The 22,652-nt window shown below is 56.0% G+C and carries 14 protein-coding genes; 7 read left to right on the plus strand and 7 right to left on the minus strand.

The window, feature by feature from the left end:
- Window positions 1-4 precede the first annotated feature (4 nt).
- Together AC27KL_RS02695 and AC27KL_RS02700 are read left to right on the plus strand one after the other, a co-directional pair.
- A complete protein-coding gene (locus AC27KL_RS02695) occupies window positions 5-1,240 on the plus strand; it encodes an AGE family epimerase/isomerase (protein ID WP_487168778.1) in 1,236 nt (411 codons plus the stop codon).
- The gene (locus tag AC27KL_RS02700; protein WP_487168723.1) at window positions 1,240-2,424 is read left to right on the plus strand and encodes a glycoside hydrolase family 130 protein; all 1,185 of its coding nucleotides are present in this window, start codon (window positions 1,240-1,242) and stop codon (window positions 2,422-2,424) included. Before AC27KL_RS02695 ends, AC27KL_RS02700 begins: the two co-directional genes overlap by 1 nt.
- Window positions 2,425-2,692: 268 nt before the next feature.
- On the opposite strand, the gene AC27KL_RS02705 is transcribed toward AC27KL_RS02700, so the two are convergent.
- From AC27KL_RS02705 to AC27KL_RS02715, 3 genes are all read right to left on the minus strand, one after another.
- A complete protein-coding gene (locus AC27KL_RS02705; protein WP_487168724.1) occupies window positions 2,693-3,754 on the minus strand; it encodes a LacI family DNA-binding transcriptional regulator in 1,062 nt (353 codons plus the stop codon).
- A gap of 89 nt (window positions 3,755-3,843) precedes the next feature.
- On the minus strand, window positions 3,844-4,866 hold the full coding sequence (locus AC27KL_RS02710; RefSeq protein ID WP_487168725.1) for a Gfo/Idh/MocA family protein: 1,023 nt from the start codon (window positions 4,864-4,866) through the stop codon (window positions 3,844-3,846).
- Between the two features lie 21 nt (window positions 4,867-4,887).
- Window positions 4,888-7,227 (minus strand): helix-turn-helix domain-containing protein, encoded by a 2,340-nt coding sequence (locus tag AC27KL_RS02715; protein ID WP_487168726.1) that lies wholly within the window; start codon window positions 7,225-7,227, stop codon window positions 4,888-4,890.
- A 424-nt stretch (window positions 7,228-7,651) separates the two neighbouring features.
- On the opposite strand from AC27KL_RS02715, the gene AC27KL_RS02720 reads away from it, so the two are divergent.
- From AC27KL_RS02720 to AC27KL_RS02730, 3 genes are read left to right on the plus strand one after another with little or no spacing between them, the layout of a single operon-like run.
- Window positions 7,652-8,605, plus strand: coding sequence for an ABC transporter permease (locus AC27KL_RS02720; protein ID WP_487168727.1), 954 nt, complete (start codon window positions 7,652-7,654; stop codon window positions 8,603-8,605).
- Between the two features lie 34 nt (window positions 8,606-8,639).
- Window positions 8,640-9,530 carry a carbohydrate ABC transporter permease gene (locus tag AC27KL_RS02725; RefSeq protein WP_487168728.1) on the plus strand — a complete coding sequence of 297 codons (891 nt, stop codon included), beginning with the start codon at window positions 8,640-8,642 and terminating at the stop codon, window positions 9,528-9,530.
- Between the two features lie 36 nt (window positions 9,531-9,566).
- Window positions 9,567-11,096: an extracellular solute-binding protein gene (locus AC27KL_RS02730; protein WP_487168729.1), complete on the plus strand. Its 1,530-nt coding sequence runs from the start codon at window positions 9,567-9,569 to the stop codon at window positions 11,094-11,096.
- A gap of 114 nt (window positions 11,097-11,210) precedes the next feature.
- Here AC27KL_RS02730 and AC27KL_RS02735 read toward each other — a convergent pair whose 3' ends face one another.
- The gene (locus AC27KL_RS02735; RefSeq protein WP_487168730.1) at window positions 11,211-12,395 is read right to left on the minus strand and encodes a DUF4272 domain-containing protein; all 1,185 of its coding nucleotides are present in this window, start codon (window positions 12,393-12,395) and stop codon (window positions 11,211-11,213) included.
- A 624-nt stretch (window positions 12,396-13,019) separates the two neighbouring features.
- On the opposite strand from AC27KL_RS02735, the gene AC27KL_RS02740 reads away from it, so the two are divergent.
- Entirely contained in the window at window positions 13,020-13,481 is a 462-nt protein-coding gene (locus AC27KL_RS02740) for a KGG domain-containing protein (protein WP_487168731.1), read from the plus strand.
- Between the two features lie 221 nt (window positions 13,482-13,702).
- On the opposite strand, the gene AC27KL_RS02745 is transcribed toward AC27KL_RS02740, so the two are convergent.
- Together AC27KL_RS02745 and AC27KL_RS02750 are read right to left on the minus strand one after the other, a co-directional pair.
- Window positions 13,703-14,554, minus strand: coding sequence for an SPOR domain-containing protein (locus tag AC27KL_RS02745; protein WP_487168732.1), 852 nt, complete (start codon window positions 14,552-14,554; stop codon window positions 13,703-13,705).
- Complete coding sequence (locus AC27KL_RS02750) at window positions 14,551-15,075, minus strand: sigma-70 family RNA polymerase sigma factor (protein ID WP_487168733.1); 525 nt, start codon at window positions 15,073-15,075, stop codon at window positions 14,551-14,553. The genes AC27KL_RS02745 and AC27KL_RS02750 overlap by 4 nt, the downstream gene beginning before the upstream one ends.
- A gap of 258 nt (window positions 15,076-15,333) precedes the next feature.
- Between AC27KL_RS02750 and AC27KL_RS02755 the strand changes: the two genes are divergently transcribed.
- Window positions 15,334-15,630 (plus strand): hypothetical protein, encoded by a 297-nt coding sequence (locus AC27KL_RS02755; RefSeq protein WP_339322979.1) that lies wholly within the window; start codon window positions 15,334-15,336, stop codon window positions 15,628-15,630.
- Window positions 15,631-15,798: 168 nt separating this feature from the next.
- On the opposite strand, the gene AC27KL_RS02760 is transcribed toward AC27KL_RS02755, so the two are convergent.
- Window positions 15,799-22,644, minus strand: coding sequence for an alpha-amylase family glycosyl hydrolase (locus AC27KL_RS02760; protein WP_487168734.1), 6,846 nt, complete (start codon window positions 22,642-22,644; stop codon window positions 15,799-15,801).
- Window positions 22,645-22,652: the final 8 nt, after the last annotated feature.

Raw genomic sequence — 22,652 nt, forward strand, 5'->3', positions numbered from 1 at the left:
CATGATGGACGCCTTGCCGTGGATGCAGGAGCTTGAGGACGAGCTGAAAAACAATATTTTGCGGTTTTGGATGGACAAAAGCGTGGACGACGCGCGCGGCGGCTTTTACGGCGAAATCGACCGGCAGCTCCGCGTGAATGAACGGGCCGACAAAGGGCTGGTGCTGAACGCCCGCATCTTATGGACGTTTTCGGCCGCTTACCGCCGCTACAAAGAAGAGCAATACCTGAAGATCGCAAGCAGAGCTTATCATTACTTGGTCGAGCATTTTCTGGATCGGACCTTCGGAGGGTTGTATTGGATGGTGGATGCCGACGGCCATCCGTCCCAGGATAAGAAGCAGATTTACGGGCAATCCTTTGCGATTTACGCATTATCCGAATTCTATCTTGCCGATGGACACCAGGAGGCTTTGGATGCCTCCATCGAGCTGTATGAGCTAATTGAACGGCATAGCCGCGACCCGATCCATCAAGGTTATATCGAAGCTTTGGGACGCGACTGGACGCCTACGAGCAGCTTCAGCCTCAGCAACAAGGACCTGAATGAGAAAAAATCGATGAACACCCATCTCCATGTCCTGGAGGCTTATACGAACCTGTACCGGGCATGGAAATCGCCGGCGCTGGCTTCAAGCCTGGCGCGGTTAATCGAGGTGACGATCGAAAAGATCGTTGACCCTGCCACGGGGCATTTCCGGCTGTTTTTTGACGAGGAATGGAACGCAAAAGGCTCGCATATTTCCTACGGCCACGATATCGAAGGCAGCTGGCTGCTGCTGGAAGCCGCCGAAGTTCTTCAGGATCAGCCGCTGCTGGAACGCGTAAGAGCCGTTGCCGTCCAAATGGCGGAAGCCGTCATCGCAAACGGCGTCGACCGGGACGGCGGGATCTGGAACGAAGCCGATCCTGACGGAGTGACCGATGCCGACAAGGATTGGTGGCCGCAAGCCGAAGCCATGGTCGGCTTCTACAATGCCTATGAATTGACGGGGGATCCCAAATTCAGGGCTGCAGCCTCGGACTCCTGGAAATTCATTCAGCAATACATCGTTGACCGCGAGCACGGGGAATGGCATTGGGGCGTCGGCCCGAACGGCGTGCCGCTGCCTGGCGGCCCGAAAATCAGCGCATGGAAATGCCCGTACCATAACGGCAGGGCCTGCCTTGAAATGCTGTCCCGCCTTCAAAAAGAAACGAACGGCCGGAAAGCCGATTCACGATTATCGGAGGGGATATAATGAGCTTGTTCGAGCAAAGAAAACGGCAGCTGACCGAAAATTATGAAACGTTAATCAACCGGAAAAACGAAAAAATGCAGCCGGGCAACGGCGTTTACGACCGCTACCGCTACCCGGTGCTCACGGCAGACCATGCGCCCCTGATCTGGAGATACGATTTTAATCCCGAAACGAACCCGTATTTTTCGGAACGGCTTGGCGTGAACGGCGTTTTTAATCCCGGAGCCATTCATTTGAACGGCAAATTTTATTTGGTCGCCCGCGTCGAAGGCGTGGACCGCAAGTCTTTTTTCGCGGTCGCCGAAAGCGACAACGGGATCGACGGCTTCCGCTTCTGGGATCATCCGATCGTCATGCCCGAAACCGACGTTCCGGATACGAACGTCTATGACATGCGGCTGGTGCAGCACGAAGACGGCTGGATATACGGCTTGTTCTGCACCGAGAGGAAAGATCCGGACGCTCCCCGGGGCGATTTGTCGAGCGCGATCGCTCAGTGCGGAATCGCCCGCACGAAAGACCTTGTCACATGGGAGCGCCTGGACGATCTGAAGACCGGATCGCCGCAGCAGCGGAACGTCGTGCTGCATCCCGAATTCGTCGACGGCAAATATGCCTTCTACACCCGGCCGCAGGACGGATTCATCGATGCGGGTTCCGGCGGAGGGATCGGCTGGGGATTATCCGATTCCATCGAACATGCCGTCATCGACCAGGAGATCGTCATCGACGAACGCCAATACCACACCATCAAGGAAGTCAAAAACGGACAAGGCCCCGCGCCGATCAAAACCGACCGCGGCTGGCTCCATATCGCGCACGGCGTCCGCAATACGGCTGCCGGCCTCAGATACGTTCTATACGCTTTCCTGTCCGATTTGGACCGTCCTTACCAGGTGACGCACCGTCCAGGCGGACATTTCATTGCGCCGGAAGGCGAAGAACGGGTGGGCGACGTTTCCAATGTCGTCTTCTGCAACGGAGTGATCGCCACCGACGACGGAAACGTATACATTTATTACGCCTCCTCCGATACCCGGGTACATGTGGCTACCACCACGGTAGACCAGCTGCTGGATTACGTGCTGCACACGCCGGAGGACGCCTTGCGCTCCTATGCATGCGTGGAACAACGCATCCAACTGATCGACCGTAATCTGGAATTGCTCAAGGCCCGCATTTAAATAAAGATTCGGCAAAAATCCGAAGAGCCGCTTTCAATCAGCAATTTATAGAGCGGAACGGTTTCGTTCACCTATATATGGGACCAGGGAGCAGCTGGAATCGGGGTTTGCAAAATCCTGAAAGATCAAAAGGGGATCTTCTGCCGTTTATCGGCTGATGGATCCCCTTTTTTTATGACGGTGCGGTTTCGGGCCGGCCAACGGAGCCGCAGCGATCCGCGGCCGGAGGCGGCCGCTTCCCCCGATGCGCTTTTCGCCGCCGGCCTTTTTACGGCTCCCTGGGCTCCGACGTGGAGTCCCGGTGCACGATGTCCGCGGATACCAGGATTTTCTCGACGGGAAGCTCCGGATACCGGATCCTTTCAAGCAGCTTTTTGACCGCCCGTTCGCCCATGGCCTCCTTCGGCACATGCACGGTCGTCAGTGCAGGCTGGGACCGGTCGGCGGCATCGATGTTGTCAAAGCCGGTGACGGAAATATCCTCCGGTACCCGGATGCCGTGTCTCCGCAATGCGGCGATTACCCCGAACGCGATCGAATCGTTGGCGCAGACCAGCGCCGTCGGCAGCTGCCCCTTTTCTTTCATCTTGGTCAGCCATTTCTCGAATTCCCCGGCGAACTCGCCGCTGTCCACCCCATCCAGCGTCAGCATCGGATCAATGGGTTTGGGTGCCTCCAGGTCGTTCTGTTCAAGCGCTTTGCGATATCCGATCCATCGGTCCTGAAAGCTGCGGGAAAAACGAACGTCCCCGACAAATTGAAAACGCGTATGGCCAAGGCCGATCAAATGGTTGCAAAGCCGGGCAATCGCGTCCGTATTGTTGACGAAAACCGTATCCGTCGGAATTAGGTCGTCTTCATGATCGACGAGGACCATGGGAATGCCAAGGCGGTGCGTCTCCAGCAGCAGCTCGGAATCGATTTTGCCGACCCCGATCATGCCGAAAATCCCGCTTGGATTCAGCACATGGACGAACGAATCCACCCGGGACTCCGTGACGATGACCATGCCGAGGCCCTTCCGTTCGAGCTCCCGCGAAATGCCCTCCATAATTTTCCCCCAATATAAGGAATCCTTGGTCTGAAAGCGAATGTTAGGCATCAAAACGATGACAGACTGCTTGCCGGATGCCGAAATGACGCTGGGTTCCCCTTCTTTATTTTTCATGTAGGCATTTTTCTGGGCAAAATATCCGAGCTGGGAAGCGGCTTGAATGACCCGCGATTTCGTATGTTCATTGACGCCGCCTTTTCCCGAAAGCGCCTTGGAGACGACAAACTTCGAAACGCCCAGATGGTCGGCAATCTGCTGCATCGTAACCCTTTTCAACGTATAACTCCCCCCGCTAGCAACGACTGTTTGCATTTTTTATTCATTTTATTATAACAAAGGAACGGAAAGGGATAAACCGGATCGGGTTACGAACCTAAGATTCGGTCCAGCACGGCTTGGTTCCGGTGCCCGTCTTCGATTAGAGGCAGATCCGCATCGGGTTGGCCGAACTTGATATAACGATATACCTTGTCTAAAAACGGATAGAATGCCGGAAAATAGGCTTGAGCCTCCGCCGAAATGCAAGAAGGCGCCACCTTTGGGGACGGCGGGGCGATTTCGGTAAGCTGGCCCCCCGCTTCCCCGAAACGAAGAACCCGATCATCCGTTAACGTTACCGTACCCTTGTTTCCGAATATTTTTAGCTGTGACCCGAAACCATGATGAACCCCGGACAAGAATTGAATCGAAAATGTGAATCCGCTGCTCATCATGCCGTGAACGAAAAAAGCATCGTCTGCGTCCCTTATTTCTTCGGCCCCCTCGGGGACATGAGTATGCACGGTTCCGCGGACGATCTCGATTTCATCCTGCGCAAGCCACCGCAAGCAATCGATCATATGCGAGCCGACGGCACCGAGCATGCCTCCGAACTTGCTTTTTTCCCCCATCCAGCCCCTTGGGGCAGTCAGCAGCCTTGCATATTGCGGGCTCGATATGTGGTATTCGAAATGAAGGATCTGACCAATGGCACCGTTCGTGATTAGCTCCTTTACCTTCTGCCGCACAGGCAAATATCGCCATTCAAAGTCAATGACGACCTTGGCCTGGCTTTTCGCCGCCATCTCCATCAGCTTCCCCGATTCTTGGCTGTTCATCGCAAAAGGTTTTTCGCAAATGACGGGCAGCCCTTTCTCAATCGCTCGCTTTACCATTCGGAAGTGATCCGAAGGAAGGGAACTGACCACCAGAAGTTCGAGCTCCTCCCGATCCAGCATTTCCGTCCAGTCTTTATAATGTACCGGAGCTTGTTTACATCCCGCCCATTCGTCCGGGAGCTCATGCCTTATCAAGGTGCTGACGGCTGCGACCTCCATGTCCGGATGAAGCCGGATCAATGGCGCCTGAACCCTCAGGCCGAAACCTCCTCCAATGATGCCAACCCGCATACCGCACCTCCAAAAGTGTTTTCACGCTTCCTTCTTATCCTGCATCGCAGGATTGAACTGGTCCCGGTATTGTCCCGGCGTCATTCCCTCCAGCTTCTTGAACATCCGGTTGAAGTAAGGCGGCTGATAGCCGACCGCCCGGGCGATATCGCTGATTTTCATGTCGGTCGAAACGAGCAGCTTTTTGCAGTGGTTCATTTTGAGGGAAGTCAAATAGTCGATGTAGTTCGATCCCGTCATTTGCCGGAATGCCTTGCTGAGCTGGGACACGCTGACCCCCGCCTCCATGGCGAACGTTTCCAGCGAAAGCTCGGCCATGTAATTTTCATGGATCGTCGCGATGATTTGGTCCACGATGCCCTTCATGAACGGATGATAACTCCGGTTCAACACCTCGATGTAGGGCCGGATCATGTTTTCCCGGAACCACTGGATGCAGGCATTGGCATCCCGAAGCGCCTCCATCTCCTCCTGCAGTTTGATCCCGTCATAGATGGCGTAAGGGTTATGGTTCGATTGCAGCATCGAACGGAACAGGCTGTTTTTCAGCCGCATCAGGCCTTGATGCACGACCCATTCCGGCGCCCCGTCCTTCTGCAGCGCTTCGACGAACCGGATCAAAATATCCTCCGCCTCTTTTTCCAGTCCCAGGTTCAGCGTATGCGTAAATTCCTGCTCCAGCTCGAAAGGAAATTCGACCTCCACGTTGGCTTTCTCCAGCACCGCCCCGGCTTCAAGCAGCTGGCTGTCGGACGTAAAGGTGCGGTAGCTCAGCGCCCTTCTGGCCTGTTCCAGCAAATAGGGCACGTCGCGCCAAGCCGCCGCTGGCCCGTTCACGACGATCGTGGCCGGCATGCTCAGCACATTCCGAAGGGTATCCAGCATGTCGCTGCCGAGCTGCATCAGCGTCGGCTTCAGATCATTCCCCGGCTCAGCGGCCGGCACGCATGAAATGACCGCAAACGAGCCGTCCATAAAATCGAGGGTATGCACGTATGAGCCGGTCCGCTCGGACATTTCATGCAGCAGGTTGATGGCGGCGTAAGTCAGCAGCTGCACGTCCTTCGCCGTTAGCTGGCCGCGTCCCAGCGTCAGGGAATGAAGGCGGCATACCACGATAAAAAAGCGATGTTCCGTCAGATCCAGCTGCAGCGCCTGCAGCTTTTCGATGATTTCGGCTTCCGTCAGATGGGCCGCCTGCCCCGTCACGAACTGGTTGATGAGCGCTTCCCGCACCTTCGGAATGGACTGGTTCAGGTTGCTCTGCAGCGTCTCGTTGACGGACCGGTACTGCTTCCACTTTTCCTCGATGTATTTCAGCTCGTCGTTCGACAAAGCCGGCTCCGGCTTGCCTTCCTTGAACAAATCGACGATTTTGCGGATGGGCCTGTAGATCCGGTTGGAGGCGAACCAGCTGAGGGCCAGCGCCACGAACAGGGAGCCGATCCAATACACGACCACAACATGCCGGTACGGTCCCGTAGGCGCCGTAACGGCCGAAGACGGCGTACCCGAGACGAAGGTCCAAATGCCGCCCATTTTTTCAAAGGATAACACGCTCACAAGCAGCTTGTCGTTTTTTACCGGGAGCTGAAAATGCATCTGCGTGTCGTAGGTACGTTTGACGGTGCTTAATTTCTCCAGAATGCGCGGCATGACCTCCGGATGCTGTTTGCTTGCGTCGGATTGCCCGACCAGCGTATCCTCCCCGTCGAGGACAAAAGCGACCTGCTCGGAATTGGCGTTCAGGTGCACTTTGGCCGGGTTGACGTACAACACAAGCGCACCGTAGGATTGCTGGCTGTTGAAGGGGAGCTTCATGACGATGGCATGCGTCGGTTTCCCTTTATTGTACGGGCGGGGCAGCGCGTTCGTCCAAAAAATGCTTTGGTCGGACGACATGATCTTTTTCCAGGCGGCCGCATCCGCCGGATCATCCAAGTGGCGCAAACCAAGCATAGGCTGCATGATCTTGTCCTGCTTGGCCACATACAGATAAGCTTGGTCAACCAGCGGATCGCCGTTTTCGATAAAATAAAGCGTATCGCTGAGCTCCTGCGTTTTTTCGAACTGGTCCACGAAGTTCGTGTCGGCCAGGGACGGTTTCAGTATAGGGTTCGACATCATGTGTACGGCATATTGGACAAGCTGGGAAAATTGCTCATCGATTTGCCGCGCCGTATCCTTCAGCAGCTGCTCGTTGTTCTGTTGGTGCTGCCGGATCAGGTACTGGTTGCCGACATGCCAGTTGATAAAACTTACGATCGAAATGGGAACGCAGGTGAGCATGATGGCCAGCGCGATGGTTTTCCAATACATGATTCCTTTTGAAGCCAATTTCCTTGTCCATTCCTTCCCCAAATCCCTCACTCCTGACGGTACTGTTCGAAATAAGCCATAACTCGCGAACGGCGTGTTGTACCATCCATCATAACGAAACGAGGCCCACATGAAAAGGCTTACAACGCGAAAAATCATGCCATTTCGCCGGATGCCGGGGGCCAATCCCTTCGGGTAAAAAAAGTGCAACGCCATGAAACGGATAACGGGGAGTGCCTCGCCTTCAGGCTCAAACCGAAGCCACGAAAGCCCGATCGCAAAGGCATAAAAAACCCCGCCGTCGTTGCCCGAAAATAAAATCAAATTGCCGGAAATGCCGCGAGCCTCTACATTGTGCTTATGGCATGCGCGATTTCCAGGCCCGTTCGAAACCAAGTTTTGTGGGCAAAGGACAAATTCGCGAAAGACGAAATTTTCCATAGACAAAAGAAAGCGAGGTAAACAGATGCGGAAACGATCAACCCAATCCGGTGCTGCAAGGCTGCGGGAATCCAAACGGCCGCTGTGGCCGGATCTGAAACGGGACCGGTATTTGTACGTGCTGGCACTGCCGGGCATTTTGTTTTTCATTATTTTCAAATATATTCCGATCACCAACCTGGTCATCGGTTTTCAGGACTATTCCCCTTATCTGGGGATCGCCGGGAGCCCATGGGTCGGATTCGAACATTTTACCCGGTTTTTCTCGAATCCGGACTTCTGGATGCTGCTGCGCAACACGCTCGGGATCAGCTTGATGAATCTGGTTTTCTTTTTCCCGGCGCCGATCATCCTCGCCCTGATGCTGAACGAGGTTCGCCATCAGCTGATGAAACGGACCGTGCAGTCGCTCATCTATATCCCGCACTTTTTGTCGTGGGTGCTGATTTACGGCCTGACCTATCTGATGTTCTCCCAGTCCGAAGGGCTGTTCAACAAGCTGCTGACGGCGCTGGACAAAGATACGGTCGATATTTTATCGAATCCGAAGCTGTTTTGGGGCATGCTGACGGCGCAGTCCATCTGGAAAGAGGTCGGCTGGGGCACGATCATTTTCCTCGCCGCCATTGCCGGCGTCGACCCGCAGCAGTACGAAGCGGCCGTCATCGACGGAGCCGGGCGTTTCCGGCGGATGTGGCATATCACGCTGCCCGCGATGCGGAACGTCATCATGATTTTGCTCATTTTGCGGCTCGGAACGATCATGGACACGGGTTTCGAGCAGGTCTATCTGATGATGAACGCCGCCGTGACCGAGGTCGCCGAAGTATTCGATACGTACGTCTACCGAGTCGGCATCCGGCAAGGGGAATTCAGCTACAGCACCGCCATCGGCCTCTTCAAATCGATCGTGGGCGTCATTTTGGTCGTCGGCGCGAACAGGGCCGCAAAACACTTCGGCCAGGAAAGCCTGTATTAACGCAAAAGCCCCCACCGAAAGGAGAGTTTAGCCGATGATCATGGAAGTCAATGCATCCTGGAAAGACCGGCTGTTTGCCTGCGCCAACGGCGGCCTTCTGATTTTGTTCAGCCTGGCCATGGTTTTCCCGATCTATTACACCCTCGTGCTTTCGTTTACCGATTCGACGGAGTATTATACCCGGGATTTGATCCTGTGGCCGCATCAATGGTCGCTGGATGCCTACAAATATTTGCTCGGCAACGGCTTGTTCGTCAATTCGTTGATGGTCAGCGTGTTTCTGGCCACGGTCGGCACCGCCCTCAGCCTGCTTGTGACGGGAGGGCTCGCTTACGCCATCTCCTGCCGGCGCCTGCGCTTCCGCAAAACGATGATGTTCATGATCCTGCTGACCTTTTTATTCACGCCGGGGCTTGTCCCGGTCTACTTGATCGTGCGGAATCTGGGCCTGATCGACAGCGTCTGGTCCCTGATATTGCCTTCGCTTACCAGCGGCTGGTACGTGCTGCTCATGAAAGGTTTTTTCGACGGCATCCCGGACAGCCTGGACGAAGCCGCACGCATCGACGGTTGCACCGAAATCAGCGTCTTCTGGCGGATCATCATCCCGCTGTCGCTGCCCGCCATCGTCGCCTTCGGCCTGTTTTTTGCGGTCGGCTATTGGAACACGTATTTTAACGGCATCATGTTCATCAACCAGCAGGCGAAATGGCCGCTGCAGGTGCTGCTGCAAAACATGCTCGTCGATCCGACCACCATGGGCGGCGGCGAACAAAACGTGTCCCTGCAAATGAACCGGCAGCTGCCGACGGAAACGCTCAAAATGGCCGCGGTCGTCATCGCCACCGTTCCCATCATGCTCGTGTATCCGTTCCTTCAGAAGCATTTTGCGACAGGCGCCATGGTCGGCTCCGTGAAGGAATGAGACATACAGGTTTGCCAAATCAAAGGAGGTTATGAAATGAGTCCATCCGGAACAAAGGTACAGAAAAAGATGCTGATGAAATCCATGCTGATCCTCTTGGGAGCGAGCGTGCTGCTGACGGCATGCGGCGGCTCCAAAGGGGCATCGAAAGAGGGAGACGGGCCGACGCCGATCCAGATGCAGACGCTGAATTACGCCACCGAATTTATCGACAATACCAACCCGATCTGGAAGGAATTCGAAAAGCGCACCAACACCAAGCTCGACATCACCTGGCTGTCCCCGTCCACGTCGGAGGAAAAAATCAACGTCATGCTCGCCTCCGGCGATCTGCCCGAAGTGACGTTCGTGGAGTCGCTGATCAACCCGCAGCTGCAAAAAATGATCAAGCAAGGGGTCTTCTGGGATTTGACGCCGCACATCAAGGATTATCCAAACCTGAGCGCTTCGAATCTCGCCGAAATGTGGACCGCCTCCAAGGTGGATGGCAAAAACTACGTCATTCCGCGCTACTATCCAAGCTATGGCGGGGGTGCCTTCCCGATTCTCCGCAAGGACTGGATGGATAAGCTCGGGCTGCAAACGCCGACGAACATGGACCAGTTGTTCGAGGTGCTGAAGGCATTCAAGGAAAAGGATCCGAACGGCAACGGACAGGCGGACGAAGTGCCTTATGCGGCCAACCCCGATACGATGGGCTTCGTGTACGGCGTGTTTAACGGAACGCAAGGCCAATGGAAGCTGAAAGACGACAAACTTGTTCCCGTCATCACCGAAGACGCTTCCCGCGATGCCGTTTTGTGGCTGAAAAAAGCATTTGACGCGGGGCTGTTCCCGAAAGATTTTGCCATCATGAAATATTCCCAGACGGTGGACCTGATCCGCGGCGGCAATGCAGGCGGCACGTCCCAATCGATGAACCATGCGTGGGTGACGGGCTCCAAAATCCGCGAGGTCGTGCCGACGGCCGACTATATGCCGATCACGTACCTGGAAAACGCCGGCGGGGAAAAATACACGCCGTCCGGCACGCCGTATTACGGGGTATACCTGATTCCGAAAAAAGTGTCCGAGGCAAAAGTGAAAAAAATCCTCGAATTTTTCGACTATGCTTACGGCAAGGAAGGCAACGAGCTGGCGACCTACGGCATCGAAGGCGTCCACTACAAGGTGGAGAACGGCCGGAAAATCCCGACGCCGCAAAGCGAAAAGGACCATCTGGGCGACGGCAACATGAACAACCTGATCCACCTGATCAGCGACGACATGTCCATCGGCGCGGTCGGCATGCCGGACGATGTGTACAACCGGAACGTCGAAATCGTGAATGAACGCAAAAAAATCAAAACGCCGAACCCCGGCAGCGAGCTGTACTCCGAGGCTTACAACAAATACTATCCTGAAATTTCGAAAAAAGTGAGCGACATGCGCACCAAGGTCATCATCGGCAAAGACACCATCGAAAACTACGACAAATTCATCGAGCAGCTGCGCAACGACCCGACCTTGAAGCAGGTGGCGGATGAAATGACGGAAGCGTATCATAAAAAGATGAGCAGCCAGTAAGGCGGGAAAGCGCTGGGTTATCCCGCCGGACCCCCGGGACTGTGCACAACAAAACAAAGGGATGTCTCCAAGGTTCGCACCTTGAGGACATCCCTTTTGCGTTCCGGGCTTCCATTATGTATCCATGCTGATATCGTCCCATGCCTCGTCCCGGAAGCCGATCATCCAAAATAACGCCCGGCGCCGCTCCATCACGACGCTTTCGTTCAGGCCGGCCGCAGGCTCCCTGCCATGAATCCGGTCATTGACGCAGGCCCAATGCAAGCGATAGATTTTGTCCGCTTCGTCCAATATGTCTTCCGCGCGCCGAAGCGCCGTCCGCTCCAAAAACTCGTCGAAACCGCCGCAGCTCGATACCGCCTCAATCGCGGCATGGGAGTCGCAAGCATGATCCGGAAAATCAAGCGAATCCAGCACCCCAAGCGCCCAGAGCAGCGCCCAATAAGCCTCGTACTGCCAGACCAGATTGACGGCGTCCTGATACCCGGGCTCCGCCTCCTCCAGCAAATCCTTTTCGGCTTCGGTTAATGCATCCTTGACCCCGAATTGCTCCAGCAGGCGGTTCACGAAAGCCTTCGACTCGGCCAAGTCCCCCTCTTGGGCGACGTCGCACGCGTATTGGATGACGATCAACAGCGCCGCGGCCCGGCGGGCGATCTCCTCCCTGGATCTGACCTTCAGCTCGCTAAGCGGAGGCAGTTCAGGCAAATGCTCCACGAACGGGACTTGCTTTTCCGTCAGATACGCCAGACTTCTTTGCTTTCGCTCCGCGCCCTCCGGCGTCGTACGGTCCTCGCCCCGGATTTTTCTCGTGCATGCCCGCGGACTGAAATCGGCGGCATCGGAGCTGCCGTCGGGATACACGATGACCCGCCCATCCCGGTCGAGCAGCGTCCCGTCGGGGATAAACCCGATGCCGTCCACCTTGGCGGCAAGCCTGACGAAGCGGTCCAGGTCGTCTTGGCCGTATTCTTTTTCCGTTTCGATCGCCAGCATCGTGTTAATCACGGAGATTTGGATCAGCACGCGGCGTTTCAAATCGTCGTCCTGGAACGGGATGCGGTCGTAAAATCCCATCATTCCCGGCATATTGTTCGCGAAATAATCCGGATCGGTATCCTCCGAGGCCACGCGAATCGTGATTTTGTTGTTTTTGAACCAGCCCTTCGGCTGAACCGTCATCTCCTTTTCCCCCGGAGCCCCGCCCGTTACTTTAAAGCCGTCCGCAAAAACCTCATGAACCAGCCCGCCGATATCCTCGATATCGTTTCGGGATGCAAATATCGTAAAATAAGGCAAAAAACATTCCCCTTCCTGTCAGCGACGGTTCATTCATCCCTTTAACCGTTAACGCCATAAAATAGGTCCCAAACTTGTTGCCGGCCGCCGATTGCACGATCCGTTCGAGTTCCGCGTGTGCAAGCAGCCCGTGATCTACACCGGCATAAGCCCCAAAACGTTTCCCAGTCGAGCCCCCTTGCGGCCATCGATTTGCGGATCGGCCACAGCAGCGTGGCCGGTACACCCATTGTGTTCAATCCGCCTCCTCCCGACCGGCGCAAATGATCAAGCTTTCCGCGCGTTTCCTCATGTCGCTTGCCACTTGGTTCCCGTTATGATGGGTTCAATTCTATTTTACACGACGCCGTTTCGATCAGGGGGAACAAACTATGCACGAGGCCATTTTGCAGGCGGACCATCTGGTGTGGGTCTACCCGAACTGGTGGGGGACGCAAGTTAAAAATGCTGGCCCTGGAAAAGCGCAAGCGCTGGCTGGAAAAGGCGGAGTCGCTTGGGTCGAAGCTGGCTTAGCATGAATCCGCTCGCCCTGCTCCAGCATCCATCGGATGTTTCAGATTCCGATGCACGGGTAAGTAAAGAGTGCGCAAGCAAAACTCAATACCCTAGAAGGAGTGATTCGAAATGGCAAACAATAAGGATGACCGTAAGATGACACTCGAAGAAGCTGGACGCAAGGGTGGCGAGACGACCGCCAAAACGCATGACCGTGAATTTTATCAGGAAATCGGCCGTAAAGGCGGAGAGGCAACATCGGAATCCCATGGCCGCGATTTCTATGAGGAAATCGGCCGCAAAGGCGGCGAAGCGACAGCGGATTCCCATGACCGTGAGTTTTATCAGGAAATCGGCCGCAAAGGCGGCGAAGCAACGTCGGATTCCCACGACCGTGACTTCTATCAGGAAATCGGCCGTAAGGGCGGCGAAGCGACGTCGGATTCCCATGACCGCGATTTTTATCAGGAAATCGGCCGTAAGGGCGGCGAAGCGAGAAGCGACAGCGATGAGAAAGATGGCAAAATGAGCCGCGAGGAAGCCGGCCGTAAGGGCGGGGAAGCCCGGGCTCGTCAAAGGGACGACTCTTAATGTAGTGAAATAGATGAATAAAAGAAAGCCGGCAAAGGAAGCTCTGCAAAAAAAAGGCCTTCCTGCCGACAGCCTTCGAAACTTGAAAAGGACAGCGCGCAGCTGTCCTTTTCGCTATTTCGGGAACGGGCCGTCATCGGGAGAACAGGTCCGTTCGTGTCCGGGACGGCCCTTATCCGAAAGAAGGTTCTTCACTGCGGGTTGCCGTCCCGCTTCATGCCTCACTCCGGATTTTCGTTGCTCATCCAACCGTCGACTTGGAGCGGCTCGAAATAGTCCTCTCTGGCGGATAATTTGCGCAGCAGCTTCTCGGCTTCGCCGCGGGAAGCAAAACCGCCCATGACGACGACAAATTTGCCGTTTTTGGTTTTGATGACGCTGCTGCCATCCCCGGCATACTGCTCCTCAAGGATCGCCAGCGTTTCACCCTGCTCCATTTCCTGGCTGCGGACAACATAGACCTCATGCGCTTTTTCCTGTTTCGCTGCGCCAAACAGCTTCAGCTGGATATACCCGGGCTGCCGGTATTCCGACACGGAATAATCGATATTGTCACCCAGTTCGACGACAAACCGGACCGCGGAATCGTCCAAAATCACGTTGCTGTACACGTCCTTGACGTTGGAGAGCCCGCGAATGTCCTGCTTCAGCTTTTCCATATCCAGGTTCCGGACGCCGTTAAAGGTAAAGATCAAGCGGTTTGGCGCTTCCTTACGTTCGACCGTATACGCCGGCGCGCTCGCCGTCCGTTCACCGTCGATCGTGAAATGGATGTTCAGCGAATTTTCCTCCGCCGTCGTGGTGACGGACACCCCGTCGGTGCGCTCGCCCCCGCTTCCAACCTGCAGCACTTTGACGATCGACCCGATGACCGGCACATCCGACAATGCCATGGCCACGCCAGGCACGTTCACCGTAATGATGAAAGCGGCGCAGGCCGCCACGAGAGCGGACGAACCGCGGAGCCATGTCATGTTCCGTTTATGGGCGCGTCCCCGCTTCATCGCGTCCTGAATGACCCCGGAAAGGCGGGATGGGATCTCGATGTCGTCATAGCGTTCTTTCCCCGTCATTGTACATCCACCTCTTCCTTGATCAAATGTTTTTTGAGTTTGCCCAAAATCCGGTACAGCTTCGTTTTGACGGTGTTTTCGGGCAGGGACAGCACTTCCGCCATATCCTTGAACCGTTTATCCTCAAAATATTTCAATATGATAAAAGCCTTGTCTTCCGGCTTCAGCTGATCCAGCGCGTCATACAGATCCCATTTCTCCTCCAAAGAAACCGGGTCTTCTTTCGCCGCAAATTCCGCCGCGCCGTCTTCCGTGTACGTATATTTTTTCTTTCTTTTGATATGGTCGAGCGCGCAGTGGATGACGATCCGGCTGATCCAGGTTTCAAAATATTCCGGGTTTTTCAATTTCCCGAAGGATAGATATGCTTTGTACGTTGCTTCGGAGACGATTTCCAAAGCTTCCTGTTCATTTTTCACGTAGCAGTACGCAAAGCGGTAGAGCTTTTCCTTGCAGGCTTCGATCCGCTCGCCAAACTGCCGCTCCGTGAATGCTCCCTTCTTGCTGTTCAGTTGATTCACCCCCCTGACGACTTCAAAGGCGCGTTTCGCCCCGCGGTTCTCATCCCGGGCCCGGGTCTTTGAATGCCGCTTATGCCCGTTTGACTGGGGAAACACCAAAAAAGTTTCAAATATGTCTTTGCAAATAAAAGGAAACCATCGAAAACGGATCAGAATCAGGCCCAGCTCATCAATTTCAGTCGTAACTTTGGAGAGCCATTTTATGTTATATACATTAAACGAATCCCTCAACCCAAGCGGGAAAGGACGGTGTGACTCATGACGGAGGAAGTTAAGGAAAATAAGCGGCTAGAGGAGCTGCGGAAAAAACATGCGGAGCTATGGCAGGCATTGTCTGCGCTGCAGGAGGAACAAGCGGAACGATTGCTGAACAGTTTTTCCATGCAGGTTCAAAGGGCCGAGAAGAAGCGGCAGCCGGGCCAGGATTTGGATCATGATCATGGCATCGTTCACGCCTTGCGATCCCCGTGGTTTTACGTGTCGCTGTTTATCGGACTAAGCCTGCCGGTCATCGCTTATATTGCTTTCATATACACGTCGCTTTCTTTGGAATAATGACTTTGATGCAAGGCCGGCGCGACCGAATTGAATTGCCCGTTAAAACTTGATCCCCCCGAATGGGCCAAGCCTGCCGGGAGCGGCATAACGCGAATCACGATCGAAACGTTTGTCGGCAAAAATGAATGACCCCCGTTTTTATTACGAGGGTCATCTTTGTATTTCTTATTTTCCAGAGAGCAACCGGTAAATGACTTGGGCGCTTTCGGCGCGGGTCGCTTGGCCTTGCGGAAGGAATCGGCGGTTTTCGTTCCCTTCCAGCAAGCCTAACTTTGCAGCTGTCTGAACGGCGTCCCGGGCCCATGGGCTGATCCGGCCGGCGTCCGTAAATACGGCATCTACGCCGGAAACGCCGGAATTTGCCGGGTGCTTCGCATGGTATGCTCTGACAAGCATCACGGCCATTTCCTCGCGGGTGATCACCGCGTTTGGTTCAAAGACGGCTTCGGAACGTCCTTGCACGATGCCCGCTTCATGCACGGCGGCTACGGACGCCGCATACCAAGCATCGCCAGGCACGTCGGCAAATGCCGCCGCCTGCTTCGCTTCCAGCCCCAAAGCGCGCGCGATCAGGGAGGCGAATTCCGCACGCGTCACGCTGCGCTGCGGCTCGAACCGGTCTGAGCTTGTTCCGGTTGCGATTTGGCGCGCGGCGAGGTAGGAAACGGCGTCAGACGCCCAGTGGCCTGCAGGAAGATCGGCAAAGCCCTTCCTCCATTCCAAAGCCGCATACGTGCCAGGCTTCCGAATGTCTGCCGTCAGGGTTCCCCCGGCATTCGAGGCGTCGCCGATCCATTCCACGGCGCCGTCGTCCGATACCCGGTACATCGCAGTTACGTTCCGTTTTGCCTGGTCTTGAGTTTTGAGGCTCAGACGCAAGGCCGGATGAAACGACAACAGTTCTTTCATCGTTTTTCCGCTTCCATCGATCAGCAGCAGCTTCAGATCATACCACTCCGATTGCTTCGCAAGCTGCGCCCCGGACTTCGCGCCCGCCTTCGACAGAAGCTGCTGCACCGCCGAAGCGTCGACGGCTGCAAGCTGCAGGCAAATTTGCCAGCCTGGCGCTGCACCGTCGGCAGCGGCCTTAAGCTGCTCCAAAACGGCGGCCGGAACGGTTACCGTATCGGCACCGCGTTTCACTTGGAGCGCCGCGCCTTGCAGCAGGCTTCCCGTTTGAACCGGGAGCAGCACGCGGTCGGCGCTTCCCGCATCAATTTCGGCAGGGCTGCCATTGCCGCGATGGTTCACTGCCGTTGTGATCTGTTCGACGGTGAACACGGCGGTTTTGGCATCCTTTTCGCTAGGGCTGCTGCCCGGGCTTGACGGGGTGCCGGAAGAGCTGCCCGGCGCACTGCCGCCTGATCCGCCCGAACCTCCGCCTTCCTGGCCGCCATTGCCGCCGTCCCCGCCTTTGTTGGACACGGTGACGGTGCTTTGTGCCTGATAACCGCCGTCGTGGGTCGTGACGGTTATCGTTGCGGTACCTGCTTTCAGCGGCGTTACGGTGCCGTTGGCATCAACTTTGGCGACCGTTTCGTCGCTCGAAGCGAACGACACCGCCTTGTCGGCCGCATCCTCCGGTTGAACGCGGGCGGTCAACGTTCCGACAGGGCCGCCTTCCGTCAAATGCAGCTCGTTCGGAGCAAGCGTCACGCCGGTCACGCGAACGGGATTCGGTTCGCCTCCCTTCTCTTTGCGTGTAATGGCGAGCTCAATCGTTTTGGTTGCCTTTGCGGCCCGCCCTTTATCCTCATACCACGGCAAGTTCAACGTTTCCGCGCTTGGCTCGGTATGGACGGAGAAGCGGTTCATGCCCGGAAGCAACGGAATGTCCCGGACCTCCACGTTCCCTTTGGCATCAAGCGCATCCGCCGGAATCGGCTGCCCGTTGATGGTTACGGCCGAACCGTATGGAACGTTGGCTTTTAACGTAAAGCGGTCTTCGGTCGTTTCGTAGGCGATCGCCTCCCCGTAGGAAGTCCGCGGAAGCATAACGATCATCGGCATATCCACCCAGCGCAGGACGTAATCGTTGACGGTCATCTTGTTGCCGCCCTCGTTTTTGACGGTCAGCTTCATGTTCGTATTCTCGGAGGAATACGCATAGTTGCTCATGTCGGAAGGATCGTCGGCCACGCGGGAATGGGAGGTCAGCGCTTCGGTATCCCAGGTTCCCCGCGTATATTTGTATTCGATCTGTTTTCCGGCCATCATTTTGAAATCGTATTCCACGATGTCCCGGGTGGTGGCCCCGCTTGGCACGTTCAGCTTCCCTCCGGCCTGGTTCCAGCCGTTGATCGTCCCCGCGATGTAAATATCGTCCTCTACCGGCGTGTAGCTCGGCAAATGCAAGCGGAGCTTGACGTCGACCATGACGAGCTTCGGCGTCACCGTCTGCTCATCCGAGAAAGCCCGATTATAAAACGCATCGATCGCTGCGACCCGGTACGTGTACGTCGTGTCGTTGGTTACCGTAAAATCCGTATAGCCCCGCGCCGAAGCATCGAGAACGGCCAGCTTTTTGAAATTTCCCCCGTCCTGCTTGCGGTAAACCTCGAATTTGAACGCGCCGCCCGCGTGGGTCCATGCCAACTGGGCGCGGCTCGATTCGGTGCCAATCGAAGCCAGGACCGGTGCTTCCGGCGGCGTCGTATTCACCGGGTCGGCATAGACATCGACATTTGCGGAAGCAGATTCCATATATGTCTGTCCGTTGTCGGTGGACACCTTGGCGAAATAATGGAAGGTCCCGGCTTCGGTCGGTTCAAACGCAGCCCAGTACACCTTCCGCCCGTCCGGCGTATCTTCCAAATAACGCAGCTTGGTTTCGCCCGCATCCTCCTTGTTATCGCCATCCTTGTAAAAAGCCAGCTTGGCGGCAACCCCCGGCATTTCTTTTCCGGCGTAAGCAGGATGATCCGATAATCCCGGTATGTGGATCGTGACTTGGATTTGCGAAGTCTTATGCCCTGCCCCCAAGGTCACGGGCGTCGAGGTGCCCGTGATTTCCACCGATTGCACCGGATAAAAAGGCGTAGCGGATGCGTAATCGCTCAAACCGCTCTCCCCATCCGGCGTGACCGCCGTCACGGCATAATAATATTTCGTTCCGTTCTGTACGTTCGTATCCGTCCAGTCCGTTCCGTTCACCGTTGCGGCTTGCTCAAGCGTCCCGCCTTCGATCGGCGCGCGGTAAACGCGGTAAGACGCCGCTTCCGGAACGGCATTCCACGACAGCGCGACGGAGCCGTTGCCTCCGATTGCCTGCAGTCCGCTCACTTTAGGCACGGCCCTCAGGCTTGCATCCGAAGTCATCATCAAGCCGCTCATCGCCTTGACCGTCAAACTGGCTTTTCCGTCCTTGAATTGAACCGTCGTGCCGCTTCCCAGCCGGTCGATGAGGCTGATATCGGATGGCAGGAAACCAGCCGTGTCGAGGTTGATCGTCGCGTCGCTGCCGCCGCGGTTTATGATGACGAGACCCGCCTGGGCATCGGTTTTGCGCGCATAAGCGATCACGTCGCCTTCGTCATAGGCCACTTTCAGATCGCCCGTACGGAATACCTCGTTGTCGTTTCGGATTTCAGCCGCCTTTTGGTAGGTTGCCAGCAGATCCGCGTATTTTCCCGTTCCTGCATAGCCGCCCCCGGATTCGCTTACCCGTTCCCACGGGAACGTGCGGCGGGAGTCGGGGTCTTTCGTGCCTTCCAGGCCTACCTCATCGCCATAGTAGATCGTAGGCGCTCCCGGGTAACCCATCTGGAAAACGGCCGTCAGCGCCTGCATGCCAAGCGCCCGGTCCGACGGGCTTGGAGCGATCTGCAAATGCTCTTCTTCCCAGGACGGTTTGTCGTATTTGGTGATCGAGCGGATGGTGTCGTGCGAATCCACCAAATTCAGCATGACTTCCCACGCCTCTTGCGGATAATCCTCGCGGATCGATTCCAGCGATTCATGGAACTGGGCGGCGTTCCCGTTCAGGACAAACGTTTGCAAAGCGCTGCGGAAGCGGTAGTTCATTACCGAATCGAACTGGTCGCCAAGCAAAAACTTGGTCGCCACGCCCCACTCTTCGCCCAAAATGATCGGGTCGTCGATCGGCTCCCCGTTGGCGTCGGTTCTTCCCTCCGTCGATTTGACGGCTTTGCGGAACTGCTGCCACGTGCCCGAGGACACGTCAGGCGCAACATCCAGCCGCCAGCCGCGGGCGCCGAGCCATTCCCAGCGCTGGGAGTTGGCCTCCTGCATCCGCTGTGCCGCCTGGTCATCTGATAGGCCCGTCAAATCATGGCCGATCACCTGGTCCCGGTATCCTTGAACGTTCCATTCGTGGTTGCCGGACAGGCCGTCCGCATCGCCGGCAGCCGGTTCGGGCGCGTCAATGACGGGCAGGGAGTCGAAACCCCACCAGCCTTCGTATTTGTAATGGCCGTCGACCTTTTCGTTTGATACCTTGAACCACGTCGTAAAGTCAAAGTCTTCGGGGTAAGCGTAATGCTTGCCCGTCGCCGGATTGATTTGGGACGTAAACGAATCAACCACCTGCTGCTTGGCCTTCTCCAACGTCAGGCTTGAATCCGCATTCATTTTGTCGTAAACCTTCGACCAAAATTCGTAAGCCCCAATCTCCGGATATTTCTCATAACGGTCAAAATAAATGGAGTCGTCGCCGACATGGTTAAACACGCCGTCCACGATCAGCCGGATGCCTTTGGCGCGCGCCTGTTTGGCAAACTCGGCAAAGACGCGGTCGGATGCGGTTCTTGTCGCTTCGTAGTTCAAACCCGAGGTCGGGTCGCCCGGCTTGTTGTACACCGGCTCGCCGAACATCGGATCCAGATGCTTGTAGTCGGTGGCGTCGTACTTATGGTTGGAAGCCGCCCAAGCGACCGGATTAAAATAAATGACGGTAACGCCAAGCGATTTTAAATAATCCAGCTTTTTCGCCACACCTTGGATATCCCCGCCGTAAAATTCGTTCGTCCACACGCCGTCCGACTTGGCATCCGGGAAATAAGGCTTGTTTTGCGGGAGCACGCGGTCCGGGTTTTCCGGCACGTCGCTCCACGAGCCTGCAACATCCTCCGGCACGGGGTCGCCTGGGACGCCGCCATCGAAAAATTGGAGCTTATGCCCGTTTTTCTCCGTCATCGTTTCGCCCGGCATGGCGCCGCCGCGGTAACCGTCCACGATTTTCGCCCGGTTGTTGTCCGGGTTGCCGTCGAGGAACCGGTCCGGAAAAATCTGATACACGACCGCGTTTTTCATCCAGTCCGGCGTTTTAAAATCCTTCTTGTACACGGTCAGCTCGTACGGGAGCACCCCGTCGTCAGCCGTCGTGCCTGCTCCGCCGCGGTTGTTGTCATCCCCGTACTCCACTTTGGCCATCCCGTCGACGAGAATGAATTTGTAATTCCATACGCCGATGCCTTGAAAAGCCGTCTTCGGAATCGTGGCCTCCCAATAGTCCAGCCCGCCAAAAGAAGTCGCCACATGCATATCGTAAGCGGAAGACATTCCCTCGGGATTCGTCAGCTCCACGCGCGCGACCTGGACGTCCCCCGCCTCGGCGGCGATCCGCAGCGTGACGTCTTCCGTTTGCTCCTTGACGGCTCCGAAAGGCTTTTTATAAGTCATCTGACGCGAATCGAAATACAGCTTGCCTTTGTTGATTTTGCCGTCGTAAGCGGCGTCGGAAGGCATGTAGTTGGTCGTCAGCACCGGTTTCGGCTGGCTTAGGTCAATGGAAAATATGACGTCGGACGGATCCAGGACGTTCAAAAGAAAATTGTTGCCGTTTTCGTCCCCGTAATTCGGGATTCCATCCCACCGGTCCCCCAGCACCACCTTCATCTCGTATTTGCCTGCAGGCACCGAACGCTGCAGCTCATACACCGAACCGTCAAACCGGGTATCGACGAACATCTGCTTCGCTTCGCCCGGAGCCCACTCGTTTTCGCCAAATAGCTTTTGGATATTGCCTACCAGCCTCGGCCATTCGGCTTCGGTCAGCTTGGGCGCATATTGCGGCAGGCCCTGCACGTTCGGCAAATTGATGCGCGCCTCGCCAAGCTTTTCGTTGACGTAAATATTCACCTTTGCGGGGGCATCCAAATCGAACGCAAAATTGTTGCCGTTGTTCGAAAACCCGTCCCAGGTGCCGCTTTTAACGATTTTGAACTCATGATGGCCCGCATCCAGCACCGCGGAATATTGATAAAAATCTCCCGTTAAATGCTTCATTCTCGTCTCTTCGGAGCTGTTGTTCCAGCCCTGGAAGCTGCCGGCGATCACCCATTTGGACGCGCCTCCCGGCTGATCAACCAGCGGGTCGGGCGCCGGCCCGGAGAGTCCGGCCTTCGCCGCAGGTTCTGCAGGCGGCTGTTCCGAAGCTGCGGCCTCCACCGTGATTTTGCTGTCGGGGCCGTCCGCCGGAGGATTGCCCGGGTCGGAAAAGCGGATGTCTCCCGTCCCTTCGGAGGAAGCGATAAACGCATACGTATACTCCCCGGCCGGAAGCGGCTCCGTCGCGTATTGATACGTGCCGCTTTCGAGCGCAAGCGGGTGTTGGTCCGCTCCCCCGGAAGCGTCAAAGCTTCCCGTCACCTTAAACACGGGGGTATAAGACAGGCGCAAAATGCCTTGATCATCGGCGGAAGCCGTCAGGGGCGACCCGCTTTGCAGCACGCCGTTGACGGCAATCGCGTAGGCGTATTGCTCTCCGGCTTGCAGCCCGGTGACTTCAGCCGTGTATGTACCGTCGTTGTCCGGATCGGTGAGTTCGGCCGCCTCATTCCATCCTGCGGATGCGCCTGAAGCCGTGACCTGAATCAGCGTTTGCGGCAGCCGGAAATAAATTTTTCCTTCATCCGCGTACGTGCTTTTCGGCTCCGCCTCCGCCGCCTCGGCCAAAACCGGGCGGAAAACGCCGGCAATCAGTTCGATTGTCATCATGATCGCCAACAGCAAAGACAACGCGCGGATTGGTTTTTTTCTGCGATAGCTCATATAAGGCC

This window comes from Paenibacillus sp. YAE3 (assembly GCF_057546105.1).